Consider the following 24,548-nt stretch of genomic DNA (forward strand, 5'->3'; position numbering starts at 1 on the left):
GGAACTGCGGGAGAAGTCCCACCGGCCCGCAGCCGAACTCCGTCAGTAGGTGAGCCCGAACCCGATCGGGAAGAGTTCCTTCGACGGGTCGTCGGCTCGCTGCACCGGCACGGGCAGCTTGCCCTGCGGCTCGGCGGCGCCCGTGAGGACGCGTACCGCCGCCCGCAGTTCGACGTCGATCCAGGAGTACGCGGCCAGATGCGCGGCCGAGACGTCCAGTTGGGCCACGTCGTACGGGTTGCGCATCGACAGGGTGACCACCGGGACGCCGGTCGCCGCGACCGCCTTCACCAGCTTCTGCTGGGCGCTGCCCGCCGTCACGTTGTACGTGCCGATCAGCACCGCGTCCTGGCCCGCCGCGGCGGCGACGGCCTGGTCGATCGCGGCCTGGCTGGGGGCCGTGCCGGTGGCCAGGACCGTCGTGGTGAAGCCGAGTTCGGTGAGGGCGGCGCCCAGCACGGTGGTGGGCGGCCCGTCGCTCAGGGAGGGCGAGGCCGGGTTCGCGCCGAGCACCAGGACCTTCTTGTGGGTGCGCCGGTTCAGCGGCAGCAGCCGGTCCTTGTTCACCAGGAGCGTCGTCGTGCGCTCGGCGATCCGGTCGGCGGCGGCGAGGTGCTGGTGGGTGCCGACCGTCTTGTCGACCTGGCCGTGCGACACGTACGGCTCGTCGAACAGGCCCAGCTTGGCCTTGAGCCGCAGGATGCGCAGGATCGACTCGTCGAGCCGCTCCTCGGTCAGCTCGCCGCCCTTCACGGCGTTCAGCACCGCGTTCCACGCGACGGACAGGGACGGCGGGTTGAGCAGCTGGTCCACGCCCGCCTTCAGCGCGAGCACGGGTACGCGTTCGTCGCCGTACTTGGTCCGTACGCCCTGCATGCCGAGCGAGTCGGTCACCACGACGCCGTCGTAGCCGAGCTGCTCGCGCAGGATGCCGGTGAGGATCGGGTGCGAGAGGGTCGCCGGGTCCTCGGCCGGGTCGAGCGCCGGCACGACGATGTGCGCCGTCATGATCGAGTCGATGCCGGCGGCGATCGCCGCCTCGAACGACGGCTTGTCCAGCTGCTCCCACTGCTCGCGCGTGTGGTGGATGTACGGCAGCTTGGCGTGCGAGTCGTCGACCGTGTCGCCGTGCCCGGGGAAGTGCTTGGCCGTCGACGCGATGTGCGCGGACTGGTAGCCCTTGACCTGCGCGGCGACCATCCCGGCGACGGCCTTCGGGTCGGCGCCGAAGGAGCGGACGCCGATCACCGGGTTCGCCGGGTTGATGTTGACGTCCGCGTCCGGCGCGTAGTCCTGCCGGATGCCGACCGCGCGCAGCTCGGCGCCCGCGATCTGGCCCGCCTTGCGCGCGTCGGCCCGCGAGCCGCCCGCGCCGAGCGCCATCGCGCCCGGGAACAGGGTGGCGGGCTTGCCGACCCGGGCCACTATGCCGTGCTCCTGGTCCGTCGAGATCAGCAACGGGACGCGGGAGTCCTGGGCGAGGCCCGCGGCCTGGATGCCGTTGCTCAGGTCGGCGATCTGGTGCGGGTCGCGGACGTTGTGCGCCCACGCGAAGTAGATGATGCCGCCCAGCTTGTAGCGGTCGATCATCTCGGCGGCCGTGCGGACGCCGATCTCCTTGAGGTTGGCGTCGATGTCGGCCTGGTCGGGGTCGGTGGCCGAATGGCCGTAGACCCGCATCACGAACAGCTGGCCGACCTTCTCCTCCAGGGACATCCCGGAGATGACCTGCTTGAGGGCCCGGTCGGAACGGGCCCGGTCCTCATCGGTTTCGGTGGACGCCTGGGCGGGTGCGGCGCTCAGGCCTGCGGCGGCGACCGTGGCGGTCGCGGCGGCGATCAGCGTACGTCTGGACAGCTCGGGCACGTGCGCTCCTTCCGGAGGGAGGGGCGGTGTGAAGAAAACTTCCGCGCGACACGGATATCGAGAAAGTTTCTGCCAGTCAAGGTACTTGGCGGTGCCCTCCGGGTTGTGGCGGGTGTTCGACGGCGTCTGCCGGGGCCCGGGTCCGTCGCGGACTGCGGGCCGGTGGGGCTTCTCGCGCAGTTCCCCGCGCCCCTGGAGATGCGCACTTCGTGCGCCATCTCCATCGGGGCGTCGCCTCATCGGGGAAATGCGACCCGAAGGGTCTGCATTTCAGGGGCGCGGGGAACTGCGCGACCAGCCACGACGGACCCGCACCCGGCGACGAATCCGCACCCGGCAGACGGGGATCCGAACCCCGGGCCTACGCCGACTCGTTCAGCAACCGGCCCACATAGTCCCGCCCCGCACCGAGCAACTCAGGAAGCGCCGGGATCCCGTCGTACCAACGGGCCTCGTACTCCCAGCACAGCCACCCGTCCCACCCCGCCCGACTGAGCACCTCCACACACTCCCCGAGCGGCAGCACCCCGCCCCCCAGCGGCAGCGGCACCGTGTCGCCGTCCCCCGCGATGTCCTTGACCTGCACATACCCCAGGTAGGGCGAGATCGCCGCGTAGGTCTCGCCGGGCTGCTCCCCGCCCAGCCACGTGTGCATGACGTCCCACAGCACGCCGACGCTCCCGTGCCCCACGGCCCCCACGACCCGGCACGCGTCCGCCCCGGTCCGATGCGAGTCGTGCGTCTCCAGCAGCACGCGCACCCCCCGGTCCGCCGCGTGCGCGGCCACCGCCCCGAGCCGCCGCGCGGCGGCCGCGTCGGCGACCTCGGAGTCCTGTTCCTCCCCGGCCCCGGGAAAGACCCGCACGTACGAGGCGCCGATGTCCCCGGCGAGATCGACCAGCTCCCGCATCTCGTCGAGCACCGGCTCGTCCTCCCCGGGCGCCGCCACGCGCGCGTACCCGGCGACCCCGAGCACCTCCACGCCCGCGTCGCCGAACGCCGCGGCGACATCGGCCCGTTCGCCGGGCGTGAGTCCGAGATGCACCGGCTCCTCGGGATGGGCGCGCAGCTCCACGCCGTGATAGCCGTGCTCCGTGGCGAGCGCGAGGACGTGGGGGAGCGGGAGACCAGGGACACCGAGGGTGGAGAACGCCAGTTTCATGGCCCGGACCTTACCCAGCGCCGCCGTCGCGCAACGGCAACCGCCAGTCCTGACCGGTCAGATCGGCCCCGAACGACCGGTGCGGCTCCTCACCGGCCAGTACGAACCCGTGCCGCTGGTAGAGCGACCGGGCGGCCTTGAGCACGTCGTTCGTCCACAGCACGAGCTCCCGGTACCCGACCCCGCGCGCGAAGTCGACGACGGCCCGCACCAGCCGGTCCCCGATCCCGAGCCCCCGTGCCTCCGGCTCCACGAGCAGCAGCCGCAACCGCGCCGTGCCGGGCGCGGCGTCCCGTACGCACATCACGCACCCCACAGGCCGCCCGTCCAGCTCGGCGATCCACACCCGCTCCAGATGCGGGTCGTGGTCCTGGGCGAAGTCCGCCACGATCCGGGCGACGAGCCCCTCGTAGTCGGCGTTCCAGCCGAACTCGGCCGCGTACACCGCCCCGTTGCGCGCGACGATCCAGCCGAGGTCGCCGGGGCCGGGCTCGCGCAGCAGCACGTTGTCCGGATGCGGGGCGGCGCGCCCGTCCCCGAGGACCTCCCGCACGGTGCGCAGCGCCTGGGACAGCCGCTCCCGGTCACCGGCCGGCACGGTCGAGAGCAGCGAACCGACGGCCTCCCGGGACCGCTCGTCCAGCAGATCGGCGGCCTCGCGCCCGCGCGCGGTGAGCGTCACCCGGCGCCGCCGCGCATCGTCCCCCGACGAGGCCCGCTCGACGAGCCCCGCCCGCTCGAACTTCCCGAGGATCCGGCTGAGGTACCCCGAGTCGAGCGACAGCCGCGCCCGCAGGTCGGCGGCGTCGACGTGCTCCGTGTGCGCCAGCTCGTACAGCACACGGGACTCGGTGAGCGTGTACGGGGCGTAGAGGTGCCGGCCGTAGTCCAGCGCCCCGATGACATTGGTGTAGAAGCGGTTGAAGGACCGGATGTCCTGCACGGTCATGACGCCACCTCGCGACGTGAATCATTGACTGAGTCAGAGATCGAGGGTCCTGCCAGCGTACGCCGAGGGGTGCGGGGCGTCCATGGAACGGACGTCAGCCCTGGTCCCGCACCTCCCGCACCAGGTCGAGCAGAACGGCGTGCGTCTCCGCGTCGGCCGCCACGACCAGGCCGTCCGGGCCGCTCAGGGCCGGCTCGCCGCGCAGGCCCGTCACGACGCAGCCGGCCGCGCGGCACAGCGCGATGCCTGCGGCGAAGTGGACGCTGTCGCGGAGGTCGCCGTCCGTGACGTACGCGGCCCGGCGTCCGGCCGCGACCCAGGCGACCGCGAGGGTCGTGGAGACGACGCGGGGGCGGAAGCGCTCGGCGAAACCAGGGGTGGCGAGGAGGCGGGCCGCGGTGAAGCCGGGGGCGTTCGGGTACGGGGGATCGAGGTTGACGTCCACGAGCCGGGAGGCGGCGGAGGGGGAGAGGGGGTGGTCGGTGCCCTCCGCGTCCCGGAGCCAGGAACCCCCGTTCCCGTCGCCGTCCGTCCAGAAGACCTCCTCGTTGAAGGGGTCGGCGGTGGCGGCCGCGGTGGTCGAACCGTCCATGCGGAGGGCGACGTTGACGCCGGCCAGCATGGTGCGGACGGCGTAGTTGAGCGTCCCGCACAAGGGGTCCACCAGCCAGCGCCGTGCCGCGCCCTCGGTCCCGCCGCGCCCGCTCTCCTCGCCCGTCACGGCGTCCCCGGGGCGGGCCCGCCGCAGCACGTCGAGGATGGCCTCCTCGGCGGCGAGATCCGCGGCGGTGGCGAAGTCGCCGGCGCCCTTGTCGACCCGGGCGAGCGAGGTCCCGTACATCGCGCGCACGACGGCGGCGCCGGACAGGGCGGCCTGGACGGCGAGTCGGGCGTCGGAGGCGGGGCTCGGGGCAGACGTGTTCATGATCGGCATGACGGGAGAATAGGGGCGACGCCCGGGGAGCGGGCTACGTAAGATCACGAACATGCCGTTGCGACCGATGCAGGTGAACGTGAAGGCCGTCGATCACGTCGCGGTCGGCCGGTTCTGGGCACAGGCGCTGGGCTGGGACGCCGTGAGCGCGGGGCCCGGCGGGACGGCCGTACAGCCGCCCGGATTCGACTGGCGCGCCCCGGGCACGGCCGTGGCCCTCGATGTCATCGCCGTACCGGACCCGAAGCCGGCCGCGAAGAACCGCGTGCACCTCGACCTCGCCACCACCTCGCCCGCCCAGCAGACGGAACTGATCGCCCGCCTGAAGTCGCTCGGCGCGACACCCGCCGACGTCGGGCAGGGCGACGACGTCCCCTGGACCGTCCTCGCCGATCCCGAGGGCAACGAGTTCTGTGTGCTGGAGCCCCGCGAGACCTACCGCGACAGCGGGCCCCTCGCGGCCGTCGTCGTCGACTGCGCGGACCCGCACGCCATGGCCCGCTTCTGGGGCGAGGCGATCGACTGGACGGTCGTCGAGACGACCGGTGAGGCGGCCCGCCTCCGCGCGGCGCAGGGAATCGGCCCCTACGTGGAATTCCTCCGCACACCCGGCCCGCCGACCGCCGCCCCCGCCCGCCGCATCCACCTCGACCTGCTGCCGTACCCAGGCGACGACCAGGCGGCGGAGACGGACCGGCTCCGCGCCCTCGGCGCCACCGATCTCGACCTCGGCCAGGGCCCCGAGGTGTCGTGGACCGTGCTCGCCGACCCCGAGGACCACGAGTTCTGCGTCCTGTCCCTGACCTGAGCCCGCCACCGGAACGACCCAAGGAACCGCGATGAGCAGCGTCCGCCGCATCACCCTCACCGACCGCGACATCACCCTGAACTGCGCCGAGTCCGGCCCCGCCGACGGCACTCCGGTCGTCCTGGTCCACGGCCACCCGTTCAACCACACCCTGTGGGCCCCGCAGGCCCACGCCCTCGCCGCCGCCGGCCACCGCGTCATCACCCCCGACCTGCGCGGCTACGGGGACAGTGACGTCACCCCGGGCCAGGTGTTCCTCGCCGACTTCGCCGACGACATCGCCGCGCTCCTCGACCACCTGGGCATCGACCGCACCGTGATCGGCGGCGTCTCCATGGGCGGCCAGATCTGCATGGACTTCCACCGCCGCCACCCGGACCGCGTGCGCGCCCTGGTCCTCTCCGACACGTCCTACGGCGCCGAGACCCCCGACGGCAAGGCCTTCCGCAACGCCCTGGCCGACCGCCTCCTCACCGAGGGCATGGCCGGTTACGCGGACGAGGTCATCGACAAGATGCTCGCCGCGTACAACGTCACCGCGCTCCCCGACGTGGCCGCGCAGGTCCTCGGCATGATGCGCGCCACGGACCCGCGCGGCGCGGCGGCGGCCCTGCGCGGCCGCGCCGAACGCCCCGACTACGGCGACACCTTGGCCTCGGTCACGGCCCCGACCCTGATCGTGGTCGGTGCGGACGACGTCTACACGCCGGTCTCCGACGCGCGGTCCATCGCGACCCTGGTCCCGCACGCGCAGCTCACGGTCATCGACGGCGCGGGCCACCTCCCCGGCGCCGAACAGCCCGAGGCCTTCAACGAGTCGCTGCTCGGCTTCCTCAAGGAAATCTGCTGAACCGGCCGGCCGGTGGGCGTGGGCCTCGGGACTGATGCCGGGCTCCTCGGGGCAGCAGGCGCCCGCGCTCTCCTCGGGCCGGGCATCAGGGAAAAGCGGGTGCGTGGGGACGGTCGGCTTGGGAGGGTGCACGGATGACCCCTGAGATGATCTCGAACCTGGCGCACACCCGGCACCCGATCAAGTCCCCGCTCGGCGACGCGTCCGTACGGCAGTTGCTCGACCGGGTGCTGCCCCGGGACGGCGGCCGCGTGCTCGATCTGGGGTGCGGGACGGCGGAGTGGCTGCTGCGGGCGCTGGAGACGCGGCCGGGGCTGCGGGCCGTGGGGGTGGACCTGTCCGAGAAGTCGCTGGAGATCGCGCGGGCGGCGGCGGAGGCGCGCGGCGTCGCGGACCGGCTGGAGCTGCACTGCCAGAAGGCCGAGGAGTACACGTCGCCGGAGCCCTTCGACGCGGTGCTGAGCGTCGGCTCGGCGCACGCGTTCGGCGGGCTCCTGCCCACGCTGGAAGGCGCCCGCGCCCGGCTCGCCCCGACCGGGAGCGTGCTGATCGGAGACGGGTACTGGCTGAGCGAGCCGACGGCGGAGGCGGTCGAGGTGCTCGGCGAGTTCACGGATCTCGCGTCGACCGTGGACCGGGTCGTGGGGGAGGGCTGGGTGCCGGTGTACGGGCATGCGAGTACCCGCCAGGAGCTGGACCACTACGAGTGGTCGCTGTGGGGGACGCTCGCCGAGTGGGCGCTCGACCACCCCGGCCACGAGGACGGCGCCGAGGTCCTGGACTGGTCCCACGCCCGCCGCGACGAGTGGCTGCACGCCTACCGGGACAGCTTCGGCTTCCTGACCCTCGTCCTGCGCCGCACGCCCGCCCTGTAGAACGGCCCCATGGACACCTTGCGCTTCCGCCTCGCCGACGACACCGACCTCGCCACGGTCGTGGGACTGCGTGACGACGCCGCCCGCTGGATGCTGAGCCGGGGCGTCACGGGCCAGTGGCGCCCGGGCGAACTCGGCGTGGACCACTTCCGCCGCACACGCGAGCGCGGGGGCGAGGTGTGGCTCGCGGAGAGTGGCGAACGGGCCGTCGGGGCCTGGGAGTTGTGGTGGGAGGACGAGGCCGCGTGGGGCCCGCAGCCGGCGACGGCCGGATATGTGCACCGCCTGATGGTGGCGCACGGCAGCGTCCCGCCCGGCACGGGACGCGAACTCCTGCGCGCGGCGGAGCGCCGCGTCGCCGAGCGGGGGCGCCCCTTGGCGCGGCTCGACTGCGTGGCCACCAACCCGGCCCTGAAGGCGTACTACATCAAGGCCGGGTACCGGGTCGTCGGCCACAAGGAGGGCAAGCCGCAGCCGGGCACGAAGCCGAAGTCGTTCACCCTGCTGGAGAAGCGGGTGAGCGGGGCGGCGGCGCAGTCCGCGTGACCCTCGACCGGGCGCGCGTCAGCCCGCCGCCCCGGCGGACCGCTCGAAGCGGCCCGGGAACGGGAAGTAGGCCTCCAGGAACGTGTGAATCTTCTCGTTGATCTCGTCCTGCTGGGGCCTCGGCGCGGTCCGCGCGGGGCCGTTCCGCGGGGCGGGGCGTTGTCAGTGGTCGCCCCTAGAGTGAATACATCACTCGGGGGACGGGGAATTCCCGTCGGAGGGGGAGCGTAGGCATGTCTGTGCGCAAGATCCAGCACAAGGTGAATCACGTCGCACTCGTCGTGGACAGTTCCGGTTCCATGTATCAGCACCAGCACCAGCTCGTGCGCGTCGTCGACGAATTCGTGGCCGGACTGAAGGCGGAATCGGACAGCCTCGGGCACGAGACGCGGATCAGCCTCTATTCCTTCGACCACCGGGTGGAGAACCTGGTGTGGGACATGGACGTGAAGCACCTTCCGTCCATGCGCGGGCTCTACAAGGTGAACAACGGGGCGACGGCGCTGATCGAGGCCTCGCTGAAATCCCTGGACGACCTGGACCACATCTGGGAGGAGTACGGGGAGCACAGCTTCCTCCAGATCGTGGTGACGGACGGGGAGGAGAACGCGTCGGGAGGGGACCGCCGGCACGACGGCGACATGTCGATCCTCGGGCCGTGGCTCGACCGGATCACCGCCAAGATGGGCGGCCTGCCGGACCACTGGACGTCCGCGATCCTCGTGCCGAACTCGCTGGCCAAGCGCACCGCGCAGAACTACGGCTTCCCCGCGGGGAACATCGCGATCTGGGACGCGGACTCGAAGCAGGGCGTCGAGGAGGCCATCGGCACGGTGCGCGCCGCCGCCACCAGCTTCCTGCGCGGGCGCGAGCAGGGCGTGCGCGGCACGAAGAACCTGTTCGCGGTCGGCCAGGACATATCCGTCGACGAGGTGCGGGCGAACCTGGAGCCGATACCGGCCGACAAGTACCGGCTCCTGAAGGTCGACAAGGAGGCCGAGATCCGCTCGTTCGTGAATTCCCATCCGGGCGTGACCTATGAGCGCGGTTCCTGCTACTACCAGTTGGGTGCGCGCGTCCAGGTCCAGCCCGACAAGGAAGTCGTCGTCGTGGAGAAGGACACCGACCGCGCCTATACGGGAGACGCGGCGCGCAGCCTTCTTTTCGGTACGGGAATCAAGGGCACGGTGTCGGTGAAGGCGGGGAACAATCCGAAGCTGGAGGTCTATGTGCAGAGCCGCTCGGTCAACCGAAAGCTGAAGGCGAACACGCGGCTGCTCATCATGCTCTGAAAAGGGAATTCCCGGCGCTGGTGAATTTCTTGAACATGTGGACGTCTTCCGCGCCGCCGGGAATGCCCAGGGTGCGGCCGGTCTCGACGTACCCGTGACGCTGGTAGAACGCCGGGGCCTGGAAGGTGAAGGAGGAGACGCAGGCGCGGTCGCAGCCGCGCCGGCGCGCCTCCTCCTCCGCCGCGGCGAGGATCCGCGTCCCCCAGCCGTCCTTCCGGCTCGCCTCGCGGATCCACAGCATCTCGATGCCGAACAGGCCGGCCCAGGTCCAGCCGGACAGGCCGCCGACGAGTTCGCCCGTCTCGTCGACGACCTTCACCGAGAGGGAGGTCTGATCGGCGGAAGTGGTGCCGGTAGCCGGGAAGTTGACCTCGTCGAGGCCCTGGGACAGGCGTGCGTCGAGCGCCTTGTCGGCCTCGCCGACGCTCAGCCGGCCGCCGTCGTGGTCATGCGTCATGGCGCCGAGTGTGGCACGGCCGGGTGCGGGCGCCGGGCCGTTCGGCCGGGGGTGAGCGGTCAGGCGCGCGGCGGAGCCGTCGAGCCGCGGACGATCAGTTCGCCGCCGACCACGTCGACGCCGCCCTCGGGGGCCTCCTCGCGGCCCATCGCGATGCGGCCCGCGCGGGCGGCCGTGTCGCTGAGGGGGAGGCGGACGGTCGTGAGAGCGGGGACGGCGTCCGCGCTGAAGGGGAGGTCGTCGAAGCCGGCGACCGAGACGTCCTCGGGGACGCGCAGTCCGGCCTCGCGCAGGGCCGCGCAGGCGCCGAGCGCCACCGTGTCGTTCGCGGCGACGATCGCGGTCAGGTCCGGGGCGCCGCGCAGCAGTTCCGCGGTCGCCGCCCGGCCGGTCGCCCGGTCGTACGTGCCGTGCACCACCAGGTCGTCGGACTCCGTGACGCCCGCGTCGGCGAGCGCCTCACGGTGTCCCTCCAGACGGTGCCGGGTCGTCGTGCGCTCCTCGGGCCCGGCGACGTAGCCGATGCGGCGGTGGCCGAGGGAGAGCAGGTGGCGGGTCAGTTCGCGGCCGCCGCCCCGGTTGTCGAAGGTCACGGAGACCGCGTCGGTGCCGGGCACCGGCGGGCGGCCGCACAGGACGACGCGGGTGCCCGCCTCCGACAGGCGCCGCAGCTTGCCCGCGACGGCCGCGACATGGGCCTCGTCCTCGATCGCGCCGCCGGTGAGGACGACGGCGGCGGCACGCTGGCGCTGCAGCAGGGTGAGGTAGGTGAGCTCGCGCTCGGGGGAGCCGCCCGTGTTGCAGACGACGGCGAGGCGCTCGCCGCCCGCGCGGCCGCCCGGGCCCACGATCTCCGACTGCACGGCGGAGGCCATGATCCCGAAGAACGGGTCGGCGATGTCGTTGACCAGAACCCCGACCAGGTCGGACGTGGCGGCGGCGAGCGCGCTCGCCGGGCCGTTGAGGACGTAGTCCAGTTCGTCGACGGCCTTCAGGACGCGCTCGCGGGTGGCGGCGGCCACCGGATAGTTGCCGTTCAGGACGCGCGAGACGGTGGCGGGGGACACCTGTGCGCGGGCGGCCACATCCGCCAGGGTCACGGTCATCGTCGAGTCAGCCTCCGTCGGCGTCGGCCTGTGGCCTGTCCAGGGTCGGTTCGGATCGGTCGTGCACCCGCTCTTGTCCGAGTGGTTGTGCAGAGGCTAGCTTCTCCTCGTATAGAAAGCGCTTGCTAGATGCGGTGGCCGCGGCGCCGCACGCCCGACGGAGGGACTCACGTGACACGCAAGACGGTGCGCATCGCCATGAACGGGGTGACGGGGCGCATGGGCTACCGCCAGCACCTCGTCCGCTCGATCCTCGCGCTGCGCGAGCAGGGCGGGCTCGGCCTCGGCGACGGCACGGTGCTGTGGCCCGAGCCGGTGCTCCTCGGCCGCCGCGCGTACGCCCTGGAGGCGCTCGCCGAGAAGCACGGCCTCGACGAGGCGAACATCTCCACCGACGTGGACGCCGTCCTCGCCGACGACAGCGTCGACATCTTCTTCGACGCCGCGATGACCTCCGGCCGCGAGGAGGTCCTCAAGAAGGCGATCGCCGCCGGCAAGCACGTCTACACCGAGAAGCCGACCGCGACCGGCCTCGACGGCGCGCTCGAACTGGCCCGTCTCGCCCGGGCGGCCGGCGTGAAGTCCGGCGTCGTCCAGGACAAGATCTTCCTGCCGGGCCTGCTCAAGCTGAAGCGGCTCATCGACGGCGGCTTCTTCGGCGAGATCCTGTCCGTGCGCGGCGAGTTCGGCTACTGGGTCTTCGAGGGCGACTGGCAGGAGGCCCAGCGCCCCAGCTGGAACTACCGCTCCGAGGACGGCGGCGGCATCGTCGTCGACATGTTCCCGCACTGGGAGTACGTGCTGCACGAGCTGTTCGGCCGCGTCACCTCCGTGCAGGCGCTCACCGCCACGCACGTCCCGCAGCGCTGGGACGAGAACGGCAAGCCCTACGACGCCACCGCCGACGACGCCGCCTACGGCATCTTCGAGCTCGACGGCGGCGCGATCGCGCAGATCAACTCCTCCTGGGCGGTGCGCGTCAACCGCGACGAACTCGTCGAGTTCCAGGTCGACGGCACCGAGGGCTCGGCCGTCGCCGGCCTGCGCAACTGCCGTGCCCAGCACCGCAGTTCCACCCCCAAGCCCGTGTGGAACCCGGACATCCCGGCCACCTACTCCTTCCGCGACCAGTGGCAGGAGGTCCCGGACAACCAGGAGTTCGACAACGGCTTCAAGGCGCAGTGGGAGCTCTTCCTGAAGCACGTCTACGCCGACGCGCCCTACCGCTGGGACCTGCTGGCCGGCGCCCGCGGTGTGCAGCTCGCCGAGCTGGGCCTGAAGGCCTCCGCCGAGGGTCGCCGCGTCGACGTTCCGGAGATCACGCTGTGACGATCCAGCTGCCCGACAGCGCGGGGGAGCTGCGCGCCTACGAGCCGCGCGCCACCCCGCTCGCCCTCGACGCCGGCGCCCCGCTCGCCTCCCGCGTCGTCTTCTCGGCCGCGCACGTCGTCGCCGACCCGTTCGCCGACACCAGCCCCGACGGCCCCGCCGCCGTCGACTGGGACGCCACCCTCGCCTTCCGCCGCCACCTGTGGTCCCACGGGCTCGGCGTCGCCGAGGCCATGGACACCGCGCAGCGCGGCATGGGCCTGGACTGGGCGGGCGCCGCCGAACTGATCAAGCGGTCCGCCGCCGAGGCGCGGGCCGTCGGCGGGCGCATCGCCTGCGGCGTCGGCACCGACCAGCTCACCGCCGTACCGAAGGACCTGGCCGAGGTCAGGTCCGCGTACGAGGAGCAGCTCGCGCTCGTGGAGGGGACGGGCGCGCAGGCGATCCTCATGGCGTCCAGGGCGCTCGCCGCCGTCGCCCGCGGCCCCGAGGACTACCTCGACGTCTACGGGCACCTGCTGCGCCAGGCCGCCGAACCGGTCGTCCTGCACTGGCTCGGCCCCATGTTCGACCCCGCGCTCGACGGGTACTGGGGCTCCGCCGACCTCGACGCCGCCACGGAGACCTTCCTCGAGGTCATCGCCGAGCACCCGGACAAGGTCGACGGCATCAAGGTCTCGCTGCTCGACGCGCGGCGCGAGGTCGAACTGCGCCGCAGACTCCCCAAGGGCGTGCGCTGCTACACCGGCGACGACTTCAACTACCCCGAGCTCATCGCCGGCGACGCGCGCGGCTTCAGCCACGCGCTGCTCGGCATCTTCGACCCGCTAGGGCCGCTCGCCGCGCACGCCGTACGCGTACTGGACCAGGGAGACACGGACGGGTTCCGCGCGCTCCTCGACCCGACCGTCGAACTGTCCCGGCACCTCTTCCAGGCGCCGACCCGCTTCTACAAGACCGGTGTCGTGTTCCTCGCCTGGCTCGCCGGGCACCAGGACCACTTCGCGATGGTCGGCGGGCTCCAGTCCTCCCGCTCGCTCCCGCACTTCGCGAAGGCCTACGAACTCGCGGACGGGCTCGGCCTGTTCCCCGACCCGGGGCTCGCCGAGGCCCGGATGAAGCAGCTGCTCGCCCTGTACGGAGTGACCCGATGACCGCGCCCGGGGCCGCAGCCGCCCACCCCCTCTTCTCCATCAACCAGATGACCGTCAAGCAGCTCGGACTGCCCGAACTCGTCGACGCCTGCGTGGAATCGGGGGTGCGGCACATCGGCACGTGGCGCGAGCCCGTGCAGGCGTACGGGGTCGAGAAGGCGGCCGGGCTGCTGCGGGACGCCGGGCTGTCCGTGTCCACGCACTGCCGCGGCGGATTCCTCACCGCGATCGACGGCGCTGAGCGGCGGGCCGCCGTCGACGACAACAAGCGGGCCGTCGACGAGGCCGCCGTCCTCGGCACGGACGTCCTGGTGCTGGTCTCGGGCGGGCTGCCCGCCGGGTCCCGCGACCTCGTCGCGGCGCGCGAGCGGATCGCCGACGGGATCGCCGAACTGGCGCCCTACGCCGGTGAGCGCGGGGTGCGGCTCGCCATCGAACCGCTCCACCCGATGTTCGCCTCCGACCGGTGCGCCGTCTCCACGCTCGGTCAGGCGCTCGACATCGCGGAACGGTTTCCCGCGGAGCAGGTGGGGGTGTGCGTCGACACGTACCACGTGTGGTGGGACGAGGCGGCCCCGGCGCAGATCGCCCGGGCGGGCGCGACGGGACGGATCGCGAGCTTCCAGCTCGCGGACTGGGTCACCCCGCTGCCCGCCGGCGTCCTGAACGGCCGCGGGCAGCTCGGCGACGGGGCCGTGGACCTGGCGCTGTGGTGGCGGTACGTCGAGGAGGCCGGATACACGGGCCCGGTCGAGGTCGAGCTCTTCAACGACGGCCTGTGGGAGCGGGAGGGACGAGAGGTTCTGCGGGAGACGGTGTCCCGGTTCGCGGAGGTGGCGCGGGCACGCTGAGGACTGGACGCGGGGCGCCCCGCCGTGGGGGCCGGGCATCGTCGCCGGGCGCCCCGCTGTCGTGGTTGCTCGCGCCCGCGCGGCGGAGCCGCACAGGGACACAGCCCCGCGCCCCTGACGGGGCCCGTCTGCCCTGCGCCTTTTTCGACCCCGCGCCCCATTGCGGGGCCGTCGGTCGTGCGCCCCCGGCGCCGCCGCCGTCGGGGCGGGCATCGTCGTCGAGTGCGCCGCCGTCGTGGTTGCTCGCGCCCGCGCGGCGGAGCCGCACAGGGACACAGCCCCGCGCTCCTTGCGGGGGCCGGGGCTAGTCCGGGAGGGCCGTCAGGGAGGCCGTGGTCAGGGCTACGGCTCGGTGGCGGACGGCCTCGTAGTCGTCGCCGGACTCGATCGCCGTGGTCGCCGCGTTGACGACGCCCTGCAACAGCCGGGCCGTCCGCAGCGGCGTGTCGTCGCCCAGCTCGGTCAGGGCCAGCACCAACGGGTCGAGGAGAGCCCGGTGCGCGTCCCCGGCCCCCGCCCGCAGCGCCGCCGCGTCCCCCGCGTCCGCGACCGCCTGCGCGATCCGGTGCTCCCCGTCGCGGACCAGCTCCAGTTGGGCCGTGACGTAGGCGCCGATCCGGTCCCGCGGTGCGTCCCCGGCCGCCTCCAGCGCGGCGTGGATGTGAGCCGTCCAGCGCGGCGCGGACTCCCGTACCACCTCGGTGAGCAGTTCGCCGCGGTCGGCGAAGTACTTGTAGACGCTGTTGCGCGCGAGCCCGGTGCGCCGGGCGATCTCCGCGAACGTGACCTGCGACGCGTCCCCCTCCGCGAGCACCTCCCGCGCCGCGTCCAGCAGCGCGGCCCGCTGGTGGGCGCGGTGGTCGGCGACTGAGGCGGCTTGGATCCGGGGCACGCGGTCAGTGTAGGACCCGGGCCGGGCCCTGTTGGGGACGCTGCGTCGCCATCATCTATCTTGGGGACGCTGCGTCCCTAAGTGAGTCCCGCCGGGGCGCGCACACTCACCCATGCCCGGGCACGCCCCGGACCGGAAGGATCACCGTGTACCTCGCCCTGCTGGAACTGAGAGCGGCCCGAGGCCGTTTCCTGCTGATGGGCAGCGTCGTCGTGCTCGTCGCCGCCCTCGTCGGCATCGTCTCCGGATTCACCACCGGCCTCGGCGACGACACCGTCTCCGCGCTGCGCCGGCTGCCCGCGACCCACATCGCCTTCGCCGCCGGATCGGACTCCGACCAGTTCGCCCGCGGTCTCGTCGACCGCGACACCGTCGACGGCTGGAGGCACGAGAAGGGCGTCGAGGCCAGCCCGCTCGGGGTCACCCTGACCCGCGGCCGGACCGACCGCGGCACCGAGGTCGACCTCGCCGCGTTCGGCGTCGAGCCCGGCGCGTTCACCGACCCGGGCGCCGACACCGGCAGACCGCTGGCCGCGGACGGCCCCGAGGGCGTCGTGGTGTCCCGGCAGCTCGTGAACGACGGCGTCCGGATCGGCGACACCCTCACCGTCGACCGGCTCGGCATCCGCCTGAAGGTCGTCGGTACCACGGGCCGCTCCTCGTACGGACACGTCGCCGCCGCGTACGTCACGACCGACACCTGGCGCCGCGTGCGCTTCACCACCCCCGGAGCCCGGACCTCCCCCGGCGAACTCCCGGACCAGTACAGCGCGATGGCGCTCCGGGCGCCGGACGGGTCCGGCACCGCACGCCTGGCCGGTGCCGACCGCCGGCTGCACACCGCGACCGTGCCGCTCGAGACCGCCTTCGGCGCCGCCCCCGGCTACGACGGCGAGCGGCTCACCATGAACTCCATCCTGACGTTCCTCTTCCTCATCGCCCCGCTCGTCGTCGGGTCCTTCTTCGCGGTGTGGACCGTCCAGCGGACCCCCGAACTCGCCCTGCTGCGCGCGATGGGAGCCTCCCGCCGCCGGCTGCTCGGCCACAGCCTCACGCAGGCCGCGATCGTCGTGTCCGCGGGAGCCGCGCTCGGCGCGGCGCTCGCCGCGGGCGTCGGCGCGCTCGTCGGCGAGCAGGTGCCGTTCAGCCTGCCCGCCGGCACCCTCGGCACGACCATGGCCGCCGTCGTCCTCGTCGGACTGGCCGGTTCCGCCCTCACCCTGCGACGGGTCACCACCGTCGACCCGATGACCATGCTGGGAGCAGCCCGATGACCCTCCGTCTCACCGCCGTCACCGTGACCCTGGGCAGCGGAGCCTCCCGGACGACCGCCCTGCGCGAGGTCGACGCGGAGTTCCGGTCCGGCGAGCTCACCGCCCTCGTCGGCCCCTCCGGCTCCGGCAAGTCCACCCTGCTCGCCGTCGCGGGCGCCCTGCTGCGGCCCGACACCGGGCAGGTCCGGCTCGGAGACCTGGACCTGGCCACCCTCGGCGACCGGGAGCGCGCCCGCGCCCGCCGCACCCGGATCGGTTACATGTTCCAGAGCGGCAACCTGCTCGCCGGGCTCACCGCCGAGGAACAACTGCTCGCCGCCGCCTCGCTCTCCGGCCGGCGGCCCCGTGCCCTGCGCGGCCGGGCCCGCGAGCTCCTCGACGACGTCGGCCTCGGGCACCGCACCGGCCACCGCCCCGACCAGCTGTCCGGCGGCGAACGCCAACGCGTCGCGCTGGCCCGCGCGCTGCTCGTCGAGCCCGAGCTCCTACTGGTCGACGAGCCGACGGCTGCCGTCGACCGGACCCGCGCCGACGAACTGACCGCCCTCATCGCCCGGACCACGCACGAACACGGCTGTGTCACCGTCGTCGCGACCCACGACCCGGTCGTCACCGGCGCCGCCGACGCGACGCTCGACATGCTGGACCTGGCGGCGGGCCGGCCGGTCAGCGCTTGCGCCCCGCCCGCTTGCTGAGCACGGCCAGGATCACGGGGATCAGCAGCTCGATGCCCCGGGTCACGTTCGCCACGGGCAGCCCCGTCTTCTTCGCGACCGCGGCGGCCACCGGCCGGCTCAGCTTCGCGAGGAGCCCGGCCATCAGGCCGCCCGAGGCGAGCCCGCCGAGCCCGCCGAGCGTGAAGGCTCCTTGAAGCGGTGGCTGCTCGGCCTCCGCCAGCGCGTCCCGCACCTCCGCCGCACCGCCCGCGCTCTCCCCGGCCCGCTCCCGCAGGCCCCCGGAGAGCCCCGACACCGTGCCGTCCACGACCTCCCGCGCGCCCGACGCGTCCGTGCCCAACAGGCCCGCGAGCTCCCGCAGCCGGTCGTCGCCGAGCTCGTCGAGGACGTCCCTGGCCAGCGGCTTCTCGCCCGATTCTTCGGTCATGCCGCAAACGCTACGGTCGCCCCGGCCTGTCGGCACCCGGAGCGGCCGCGGTACGGGTTTCAAAGAAATTCGTACCGGGAGCACAACCTTCCGGCACGAAGGCGGGTCTAGCGTGCGTCGGAACTTTTGGAGGGGGACCCGGGGGGGACTTCCAGGAAAGTTCCGGCGCAGGGGAGGGGAGAGCCCGAGGGGCCCGGTCCACGGACCGGGCCCCTCAGCGCTCATGACGTACCCGGACGACCCCGGCGGGAAGACGACCCGGCTAGAAGAAGACCCCGCAGCGCAGCAGCACGTTCGCGTACGGCCGCGCCTCCCCGGTCCGCACGATCAGCCGCGCCCCCGCCGCAAGCCCCTTCAGCTCCTCGTGGGAGACATAGGACAGCGGCCGCACGTGCTCACGCAGCAGCTCGGCCGCCGCCGGGTTCGCGGCGCGCACCTCGTGCGCCGCCGTGCCCGCCTCCACGACCAGCTCCTCCAGCAGCCCGTCGAGCACCTCGGCGAACGACGGCACCCCGGCGCGGAACGCGAGGTCGACGATCCGCGGCCCTTGCGGCAGCGGCATCCCGACATCGCACACCAGGACCCCGTCCCCGTGCCCCAGCTCGGCGAGGGCGCCCGCCAGGTGGCGGTTGAGTATTCCGCCCTTCTTCACAGTGCGGCCACCTCGTCCGCCGTCGGGTACGAGGCCTGCGCGCCCTCCTTCGTGACGGCCGCCGCGCCGACCCGCGCCGCGTAGGCCGCCGCGTCGGCGAGCGGGGCGCCGGTGCCGAGCCGCCACGCGAGGGCCGCCGTGAACGCGTCACCGGCGCCCGTCGTGTCGACGGCCTCGACCTTCACCGACGGCACCCGTGCCGAGCCCGACGCGTCCGCGACCAGCGCGCCCTCGGAGCCCAGCGTCACGACGACCGAACGCGGGCCGAGCTCCAGCAGCGCCTTCGCCCACTCCTCGGGCGTCGCCCCCGGCTCCGTACCGAGGATGACGGCCGCCTCGTGCTCGTTGACGATCAGCGGGTCGCACACCGCGAGGACCTCGTCCGGCAGCGACGCCGGCGGCGACGGGTTCAGGACGAGGCGGGCCCCGTCGGCCAGCGACCGCGCGACCTCGGCGACCGTGTCCAGCGGGATCTCCAGCAGGGTCGAGACGACCGGCGCGGCCGCGAACAGCTCGCGGGCCGCCCGCACGTCGTCCGGCGTGAGGCGTCCGTTCGCCCCCGGCGACACGACGATCGAGTTGTCGCCGGACGGGTCGACGGTGATCAGCGCGACGCCGGTGGGTGCCCCGCCGACCAGCACGCCGGACGTGTCCACGCCCGCCGACTCCATCGACTCCCGCAGCAGCCGCCCGTGCCCGTCGTCGCCGACGCGCGCGAGCAGCGCCGTGCGCGCGCCCAGCCGCGCCGCGGCGACCGCCTGGTTGGCGCCCTTGCCGCCCGGGTGGACGACCAGGTCGGAACCGAGGACGGTCTCCCCGGCGCCGGGCCGCCGCTCGACGCCGACCACGAGGTCCGCGTTGGCCGAGCCGACCACGAGCAGGTCGTACGAGTTCATGCTGAGCCTCTCCCTGAGGTCACTCGAAGATCGGTGGCGCGGAGGTCACTTGAAGGCGGCGACGTTCTTCGACGTCACGACCTTCACCGGGACCTTCACCGCGGACGGGATCTTCTCGTCCTGCGCCGCCTCGATCGCGTTCTGCACCGCCATCTTGCCGAGTTCGCGCGGCTGCTGGGCGACCGACGCGTACAGGGTGCCCGCCTCGACGGCCTCGATGCCGTCCGGGGTGCCGTCGAAACCGACGACGTCGACGGACTTTCCGGCCTTCGCACCGAGCGCCTTGACCGCGCCGAGCGCCATCTCGTCGTTCTCGGCGAACACGCCGTCGATGTCCGGGTGCGACTGGAGCAGGTTCGTCATGACGTCCAGGCCCTTGGTGCGGTCGAAGTCCGCGGGCTGCTTGGCGACGACCTTGATGCCCGGGAACTCCTTGATGCCCGCGGCGAACCCGGCGCCGCGCTCACGGCTCGCGGACGTGCCGGCCTGGCCCTGGAGGATGACGATCTCGCCCTTGCCGCCGAGCTTGCCGGCGAGCGTCCGCGCGGCCTGCCTGCCGCCCGCGACGTTGTCGGAGGCGACGAGCGTCGTGGTCTTCGCCTTGTTCACGCCGCGGTCGGCGGCGACGACGGGGATGTCCGCCTTGTTGGCGCCGCGCACGGCCGGGCCGACGGCGTCGGAGTCGACCGGGTTCACGATGACCGCGCTCATGCCGCCGCTGGCGAAGTTCTGCAGCTGGTTGGCCTGCTGCGAGGCGTCGTTCTGCGCGTCGGTGACGGTCAGCTTCACGCCCTCCTTCTCTGCCTCGGCCTGCGCGCCGGCCCGCATCTCCGTGAAGAACGGGTTGTTGAGCGTGGAGACGGCCATGCCGATCCGCAGGTCCTTCTTGCCGCCGGACGACGTGCCGTTGTTCCACAGCGCGAGCCCGCCGACGATCGCCGCCGCGACGACGGCCGCGATGACGTACTGAGCCTTCTGCCGCGGTCCGCCCGCGCCGGTGCCGGCCGCGGTCGGGGTCGCGCCCGCCTTGCGGCGCACCGTGTCGAGCAGGACGGCCAGCGCGATGACGACACCGATGACGACCTGCTGCCAGAACGCGGACACCGACAGGAGGTTGAGACCGTTGCGCAGCACCGCGAGGATCAGCGCGCCGATGAACGTGCCCGACGCCTTGCCGACACCACCGGCGAGCGAGGCGCCGCCGATGACGACGGCGGCGATCGCGTCCAGCTCGTACCCCTGCGCGGCCTGCGGCTGCGCGGAGGACAGGCGGGAGGCGAGGACGATGCCGGCGACGGCCGCGAACAGACCGGACAGGCCGTAGATGACGAGCTTCTGCCGCTGCACGCGCAGCCCGGACAGGCGGGCCGCCTCCTCGTTGCCGCCGATCGCGTACATCGAGCGGCCGATGAAGGTGCGGCCGAGCACGACCGCGGTGACGACACCGACGACGACCATCACGATGACCGGTACGGGCAGCCAGCCGCCCAGCGTGTCACCGAGCCGCGAGACCGAGTCCGGGAACGGGATCGGGGAGCCCTGCGAGATCACCAGCGACAGACCGCGGCCCACCGACAGCATGGCGAGCGTCGCGATGAACGGTGGCAGCTTCCCGTACGCGATCAGCGCGCCGTTGACGAAGCCGCAGGCCAGGCCGGTGACGACGGCGAGGAGCACCGCTATCGGCACCGGGACGCCCTCGTTCGTCGCCGCCCAGGCGAGGACGGTCGCGGACAGCGCGGCGACCGAACCGACCGACAGGTCGATGCCCGCCGACACGATGACGAAGGTGACGCCGAAGGCGAGGATCGCGGTGACGGCGGCCTGGACGCCGACGTTCAGCAGGTTCGTGGTGGTCAGGAAGTCGCCGGAGAGCAGCGACATCACGACGACCAGGACGACGAGCGCGGTCAGCGCGCCGTTGTCGAGGAGCAGCCGCAGCAGGCCCCCGCCGCTCTTGGCCGTGCTCTTGTCGTTCTTGAGCGTTTCAGTGCTTGCGGGGGTCACGGGAGCCCTCCTCTTCGAGGTCCGGGGTGGTGGGGGAGACGGCGGTCGGGGTGCTGACGGCGAGCGCCATCACGGAGTCCTGGGTGGCGTCCTCGGCGGCGAGTTCACCGGCGATGCGGCCCTGCGCCATCACGAGCACGCGGTCGCTCATGCCGAGCACCTCGGGCAGATCGCTGGAGATCATGAGCACGGCGTGCCCGGCGGCGGTCAGCTGGTTGATCAGCTGGTAGATCTCGACCTTGGCGCCCACGTCGATGCCGCGGGTCGGCTCGTCGAGGATCAGCACCCGGATGTCGGCGAGCAGCCACTTGCCGATGACGACCTTCTGCTGGTTGCCGCCGGACAGCGTGCGCACGTGCTGGCCGAGCCCGGCCATCCGCACGCCCAGCCGGCCGGCGATCCGCTCGGCGGCGGTGTGCTGCCCCTTGCGGTCGACGAAGCCGCCGCGCGAGGCGGACCGCAGTGTGACGAGCCCGAGGTTCTCCTCCACCGACTGGTCGAGGACGAGACCCTGGCCCTTGCGGTCCTCGGGCACGAGGCCGACGCCCGCGGCCATCGCCGCGTTCACGTCGTGGCGCGGCAGCCGGGAACCGGCCACCTCCACCGAGCCGCCGTCGTACGGGTCCGCGCCGAACACGGCCCGGACCACCTCGGTGCGCCCGGCGCCGACGAGCCCGGCGATGCCGACGACCTCACCGGCCCGCACCTCGAAGCTCACGTCGTGGAAGACGCCGTCCCGGGTCAGCCCCTCCACCTTCAGCAGCGCGCCGCCGGTGTCGGGCCGCTCGCGCGGGTACTGCTGCTCGATGGAGCGGCCCACCATGAGCCGGACCAGCTCGTCCTCGGGCGTCGACGCCGGGACCTGGCCGACGCTGCGGCCGTCGCGGATGACGGTGACGCGGTCGCCGAGCGCGGCGATCTCCTCCAGGTGGTGCGTGATGAAGACGATCCCGACGCCGTCCTCGCGCAGCTGCCGCACGATCGCGAACAGCTTCTCGACCTCTTCGGAGGTCAGCACGGCCGTCGGCTCGTCCATGATCAGGACGCGGGCGTCCAGGCTCAGCGCCTTCGCGATCTCCACCATCTGCAGGCGGGCGATGCCCAGTTCGCGGACGCGCGCGCGGGGCGACACGTGCACGCCCACGCGCGCGAGGAGCGCCTCGGCGTCGCGCTCCATCTTCTTGCGGTCGATGATCCCGAAGCGGCGCGGCTGGCGTCCCAGGAAGATGTTCTCGGCGACCGTCAGGTCGGGGACGAGGTTGAACTCCTGATAGATCGTGGCGATGCCCAGCTTCTCGGCGTCCTGCGCGCCGTGCACGCGGACCTCGTCGCCGCCCACGGTGATCCGTCCGGCGTCCGGCGTGTAGGCGCCGGAGAGCATCTTGATCAGCGTGCTCTTGCCGGCTCCGTTCTCGCCGAGCAGGACGTGCACCTCGCCGCGGCGCAGGTCGAAGTCGACGCTGTCGAGCGCGACGACGCCGGGGAACGTCTTGCGGATTCCCTCGATGCGCAGCAACTCGTCCGGGTTGCGGTCCGGTTTCACCTGGGGCTCCTCTCCATCGAGGTCAGCGGGTGGGGGGACTGGGGGGACTGACGGGGCTGGGGGGACTCGCCGCAGGACTCCCGTGCGACGAGGTGGGCGGGCAGGGTCACCGACTCCGGGGTGCGGCCCTCGATGCGGTCGATCAGGGCGCGGACGGCGGCCCGGCCCAGCTCCTTGGTCGGCTGGGCGATCGCCGTGACGGGCGGCGCGGTGTGCACGAACCAGGGGATGTCGTCGAACGCGGCGAGAGCGATGTCGTCCGGGACGCGCAGCCCGCGCGCGCGGATCGCGTCGAGCGCGCCGAGCGCCATCAGGTTGTCGGCGGCGAACACGACCTCCGGCGGCTCGGCCAGGTCGAGGAACCCCTCCGTCACCCGGCGCCCGCTGTCGGCCTGGAAGTCGCCCTGCCCGATGTACGCGTCCGGCAGCGCGATGTCGTACGGGGCGAGCGCCTCGCGGAAGGCGGCGACGCGCTCGCTGCCGGTCGTCGTCGCGGCCGGGCCCGCGATGATCGCGAGGCGGCGGTGGCCGAGGCCGTGCAGATGGGCGACGAGGTCGCGGATCGCAGCGCGGCCGTCGGAGCGCACGACCGGTACGTCCACGCCGGGGATCCAGCGGTCGACGAAGACCATCGGGGTGCCGGCGCGGGCCGCGGCCAGCATCAGCGGGGAGCCGCCGTCCGTCGGGGAGACCAGGAGGCCGTCGACGCGGCGGTCCAGCAGGTTCTGGACGTGGTGGTCCTGGAGGTCGGGGCGCTCGTCGGCGTTCCCGATGATCACGCTGTAGCCGAGGGCGCGGGCCTCCTCCTCGACGGAGCGGGCCAGCTCGGTGAAGTACGGGTTCAGCACGTCGCTGATGACCAGGCCGAGGGTGCGGGTCTGGTCGGTGCGCAGGGAGCGGGCCACGGCGTTGGGCCGGTAGCCGAGCGACTCCACGGCGGCCAGCACGCGCGTCCTGGCGTCCGGGCTGACCGACGGGTGGCTGTTCAGGACGCGGGAGACCGTGGCGACCGAGACTCCGGCCGCGGCCGCGACGTCCTTGATGCTCGCCATCGCGGGCCACCTCCTTGTGGCTGCGGGGCTCATGTGCGGTGTGGTGGGCGCACATGTGCATGGAATCGATTACATGAGGGATTGGAATCGATTACACGGGTCGCTGACAAGGGGGGTTCCGGTTGTCGTGACCGGATCGTGATGTGGCGGGCGCCGGGGTGGGGTCCGGGTGGCCCGGGTCGGGGGCGAGGGGTTGTCGGTGCGGCGTGCGATGGTGGAGGGCGGATCTGATGGAAGACGCAGAAGGAGCGAGCCGACCGTGAACCACGCGCAGCTCACCGCACTCGGCCGCGCCCTGCGGGTCCTGGGCGAGCACGGCGAGACCCTCACCGCGGAGGCGTCGGACGCCAAGCTCCACGAGGTGCGGGGCGATGTGAAGCGGGCCCTGGAGCTGCTCGACGACACGGTCTCCGGCTCCGCGCCCACGACCCGCTGCGCGCAGCACCCGTACGGCGCGGTCGACGAGTCCGCTCCCGATCTGTGCCTGCTCTGCGAGACGCGGCGGCGGCAGGCGCGCCGCGCCGAGTACGGCGGGGGGCCGGCCCCGGCCCGCGCCGACCAGCAGCCGGTCGTGTCGCGCTACGGCACGCGGGAGGAGCGGCCGCAGCCGCAGCAGCGGTGGATCCCCGAGATGTGGACCGGTCAGGTCTGGCAGCTGTGCGGCACCCCGCGGCACGACCGCCGCGAGGCGGATCTCTATCTGGCGGCGCAGCGGCGCCGTCCGGACGCGGCGATGGCGTACCGGCTGGTCCACGAGTTCACGGACTACGAGGTCGTACGCGTCTGGGGCACCCCCCTCCGGGTGGACCCGGAGCCCATGGGGGGCATTTAGCGCGGGGCCGTGCCCTTTGGTGCGGGGGTCGGCGCGCGGTGTGCGCGACTGACGGTCCGTCGTGGTCGGCCGCGCAGTTCCCCGCGCCTCTCGCCTCCGGCGCGGGGTGCCGCGCTG

Annotated in this window: 24 protein-coding genes; 11 read left to right on the top strand and 13 right to left on the bottom strand. The window is 73.0% G+C overall.

Annotated features, from left to right (window positions below; translation table 11 throughout):
- Positions 1 to 42 precede the first annotated feature (42 nt).
- The 4 genes from IAG42_RS22830 to IAG42_RS22845 all read right to left on the bottom strand — a co-directional run bounded on the left by IAG42_RS22830 (position 43) and on the right by IAG42_RS22845 (position 4,911).
- The gene (locus IAG42_RS22830) at positions 43 to 1,866 is read right to left on the bottom strand and encodes a glycoside hydrolase family 3 protein (protein WP_188338812.1); all 1,824 of its coding nucleotides are present in this window, start codon (positions 1,864 to 1,866) and stop codon (positions 43 to 45) included.
- 361 nt (positions 1,867 to 2,227) lie between these two features.
- Positions 2,228 to 3,028: a sugar phosphate isomerase/epimerase family protein gene (locus IAG42_RS22835; RefSeq protein ID WP_188338813.1), complete on the bottom strand. Its 801-nt coding sequence runs from the start codon at positions 3,026 to 3,028 to the stop codon at positions 2,228 to 2,230.
- 10 nt (positions 3,029 to 3,038) lie between these two features.
- Positions 3,039 to 3,977, bottom strand: a complete 939-nt coding sequence (locus IAG42_RS22840; RefSeq protein WP_188338814.1) for a bifunctional helix-turn-helix transcriptional regulator/GNAT family N-acetyltransferase — start codon at positions 3,975 to 3,977, stop codon at positions 3,039 to 3,041.
- A gap of 94 nt (positions 3,978 to 4,071) precedes the next feature.
- A complete protein-coding gene (locus IAG42_RS22845; RefSeq protein WP_223206127.1) occupies positions 4,072 to 4,911 on the bottom strand; it encodes an inositol monophosphatase family protein in 840 nt (279 codons plus the stop codon).
- A gap of 52 nt (positions 4,912 to 4,963) precedes the next feature.
- On the opposite strand from IAG42_RS22845, the gene IAG42_RS22850 reads away from it, so the two are divergent.
- From IAG42_RS22850 to IAG42_RS22870, 5 genes are all read left to right on the top strand, one after another.
- A complete protein-coding gene (locus IAG42_RS22850) occupies positions 4,964 to 5,719 on the top strand; it encodes a VOC family protein (protein WP_188338815.1) in 756 nt (251 codons plus the stop codon).
- A gap of 31 nt (positions 5,720 to 5,750) precedes the next feature.
- Complete coding sequence (locus IAG42_RS22855; protein WP_188338816.1) at positions 5,751 to 6,569, top strand: alpha/beta fold hydrolase; 819 nt, start codon at positions 5,751 to 5,753, stop codon at positions 6,567 to 6,569.
- Between the two features lie 134 nt (positions 6,570 to 6,703).
- Positions 6,704 to 7,444: an SAM-dependent methyltransferase gene (locus IAG42_RS22860; protein WP_188338817.1), complete on the top strand. Its 741-nt coding sequence runs from the start codon at positions 6,704 to 6,706 to the stop codon at positions 7,442 to 7,444.
- Positions 7,445 to 7,453: 9 nt separating this feature from the next.
- Complete coding sequence (locus tag IAG42_RS22865) at positions 7,454 to 7,990, top strand: GNAT family N-acetyltransferase (protein WP_188338818.1); 537 nt, start codon at positions 7,454 to 7,456, stop codon at positions 7,988 to 7,990.
- Positions 7,991 to 8,223: 233 nt separating this feature from the next.
- Entirely contained in the window at positions 8,224 to 9,282 is a 1,059-nt protein-coding gene (locus IAG42_RS22870) for a vWA domain-containing protein (RefSeq protein WP_188338819.1), read from the top strand.
- On the opposite strand, the gene IAG42_RS22875 is transcribed toward IAG42_RS22870, so the two are convergent.
- On the bottom strand, positions 9,272 to 9,739 hold the full coding sequence (locus IAG42_RS22875) for a GNAT family N-acetyltransferase (protein WP_188338820.1): 468 nt from the start codon (positions 9,737 to 9,739) through the stop codon (positions 9,272 to 9,274). The two genes, IAG42_RS22870 and IAG42_RS22875, sit on opposite strands and share 11 nt — an antisense overlap.
- A gap of 59 nt (positions 9,740 to 9,798) precedes the next feature.
- Positions 9,799 to 10,845 (bottom strand): LacI family DNA-binding transcriptional regulator, encoded by a 1,047-nt coding sequence (locus IAG42_RS22880; protein ID WP_188338821.1) that lies wholly within the window; start codon positions 10,843 to 10,845, stop codon positions 9,799 to 9,801.
- A 171-nt stretch (positions 10,846 to 11,016) separates the two neighbouring features.
- Here IAG42_RS22880 and IAG42_RS22885 point away from each other — a divergent pair, with 171 nt between their 5' ends.
- The 3 genes from IAG42_RS22885 to IAG42_RS22895 are packed head-to-tail and all read left to right on the top strand — an operon-like array spanning position 11,017 to position 14,179.
- Complete coding sequence (locus IAG42_RS22885; RefSeq protein WP_188338822.1) at positions 11,017 to 12,174, top strand: Gfo/Idh/MocA family protein; 1,158 nt, start codon at positions 11,017 to 11,019, stop codon at positions 12,172 to 12,174.
- A complete protein-coding gene (locus tag IAG42_RS22890; protein ID WP_188338823.1) occupies positions 12,171 to 13,328 on the top strand; it encodes a dihydrodipicolinate synthase family protein in 1,158 nt (385 codons plus the stop codon). The genes IAG42_RS22885 and IAG42_RS22890 overlap by 4 nt, the downstream gene beginning before the upstream one ends.
- Complete coding sequence (locus IAG42_RS22895) at positions 13,325 to 14,179, top strand: sugar phosphate isomerase/epimerase family protein (protein WP_188338824.1); 855 nt, start codon at positions 13,325 to 13,327, stop codon at positions 14,177 to 14,179. The genes IAG42_RS22890 and IAG42_RS22895 overlap by 4 nt, the downstream gene beginning before the upstream one ends.
- A gap of 304 nt (positions 14,180 to 14,483) precedes the next feature.
- Here the strand turns inward: IAG42_RS22895 and IAG42_RS22900 are convergent, their stop codons facing one another.
- The gene (locus IAG42_RS22900) at positions 14,484 to 15,071 is read right to left on the bottom strand and encodes a TetR/AcrR family transcriptional regulator (protein WP_188338825.1); all 588 of its coding nucleotides are present in this window, start codon (positions 15,069 to 15,071) and stop codon (positions 14,484 to 14,486) included.
- Positions 15,072 to 15,217: 146 nt separating this feature from the next.
- Here IAG42_RS22900 and IAG42_RS22905 point away from each other — a divergent pair, with 146 nt between their 5' ends.
- Positions 15,218 to 16,345, top strand: coding sequence for an ABC transporter permease (locus tag IAG42_RS22905; RefSeq protein WP_188338826.1), 1,128 nt, complete (start codon positions 15,218 to 15,220; stop codon positions 16,343 to 16,345).
- The gene (locus IAG42_RS22910) at positions 16,342 to 17,040 is read left to right on the top strand and encodes an ABC transporter ATP-binding protein (protein ID WP_188338827.1); all 699 of its coding nucleotides are present in this window, start codon (positions 16,342 to 16,344) and stop codon (positions 17,038 to 17,040) included. The genes IAG42_RS22905 and IAG42_RS22910 overlap by 4 nt, the downstream gene beginning before the upstream one ends.
- On the opposite strand, the gene IAG42_RS22915 is transcribed toward IAG42_RS22910, so the two are convergent.
- The 6 genes from IAG42_RS22915 to IAG42_RS22940 all read right to left on the bottom strand — a co-directional run bounded on the left by IAG42_RS22915 (position 17,012) and on the right by IAG42_RS22940 (position 23,599).
- Positions 17,012 to 17,449 (bottom strand): DUF937 domain-containing protein, encoded by a 438-nt coding sequence (locus IAG42_RS22915; RefSeq protein WP_188338828.1) that lies wholly within the window; start codon positions 17,447 to 17,449, stop codon positions 17,012 to 17,014. The genes IAG42_RS22910 and IAG42_RS22915 overlap by 29 nt on opposite strands.
- 262 nt (positions 17,450 to 17,711) lie before the next feature.
- On the bottom strand, positions 17,712 to 18,101 hold the full coding sequence (gene rbsD, locus IAG42_RS22920) for a D-ribose pyranase (RefSeq protein ID WP_188338829.1): 390 nt from the start codon (positions 18,099 to 18,101) through the stop codon (positions 17,712 to 17,714).
- Positions 18,098 to 18,997 carry a ribokinase gene (locus IAG42_RS22925; RefSeq protein ID WP_188338830.1) on the bottom strand — a complete coding sequence of 300 codons (900 nt, stop codon included), beginning with the start codon at positions 18,995 to 18,997 and terminating at the stop codon, positions 18,098 to 18,100. The genes rbsD and IAG42_RS22925 overlap by 4 nt, the downstream gene beginning before the upstream one ends.
- 45 nt (positions 18,998 to 19,042) lie before the next feature.
- Positions 19,043 to 21,004 carry an ABC transporter permease/substrate-binding protein gene (locus IAG42_RS22930; protein ID WP_188338831.1) on the bottom strand — a complete coding sequence of 654 codons (1,962 nt, stop codon included), beginning with the start codon at positions 21,002 to 21,004 and terminating at the stop codon, positions 19,043 to 19,045.
- A complete protein-coding gene (locus IAG42_RS22935; protein WP_188338832.1) occupies positions 20,985 to 22,547 on the bottom strand; it encodes a sugar ABC transporter ATP-binding protein in 1,563 nt (520 codons plus the stop codon). Before IAG42_RS22935 ends, IAG42_RS22930 begins: the two co-directional genes overlap by 20 nt.
- Positions 22,544 to 23,599 (bottom strand): LacI family DNA-binding transcriptional regulator, encoded by a 1,056-nt coding sequence (locus tag IAG42_RS22940; RefSeq protein ID WP_188338833.1) that lies wholly within the window; start codon positions 23,597 to 23,599, stop codon positions 22,544 to 22,546. Before IAG42_RS22940 ends, IAG42_RS22935 begins: the two co-directional genes overlap by 4 nt.
- A 259-nt stretch (positions 23,600 to 23,858) precedes the next feature.
- On the opposite strand from IAG42_RS22940, the gene IAG42_RS22945 reads away from it, so the two are divergent.
- Positions 23,859 to 24,431 carry a hypothetical protein gene (locus IAG42_RS22945; protein WP_188338834.1) on the top strand — a complete coding sequence of 191 codons (573 nt, stop codon included), beginning with the start codon at positions 23,859 to 23,861 and terminating at the stop codon, positions 24,429 to 24,431.
- Positions 24,432 to 24,548: the final 117 nt, after the last annotated feature.

It is taken from the genome of Streptomyces xanthii, assembly GCF_014621695.1.
Lineage (GTDB): Bacteria > Actinomycetota > Actinomycetes > Streptomycetales > Streptomycetaceae > Streptomyces > Streptomyces xanthii.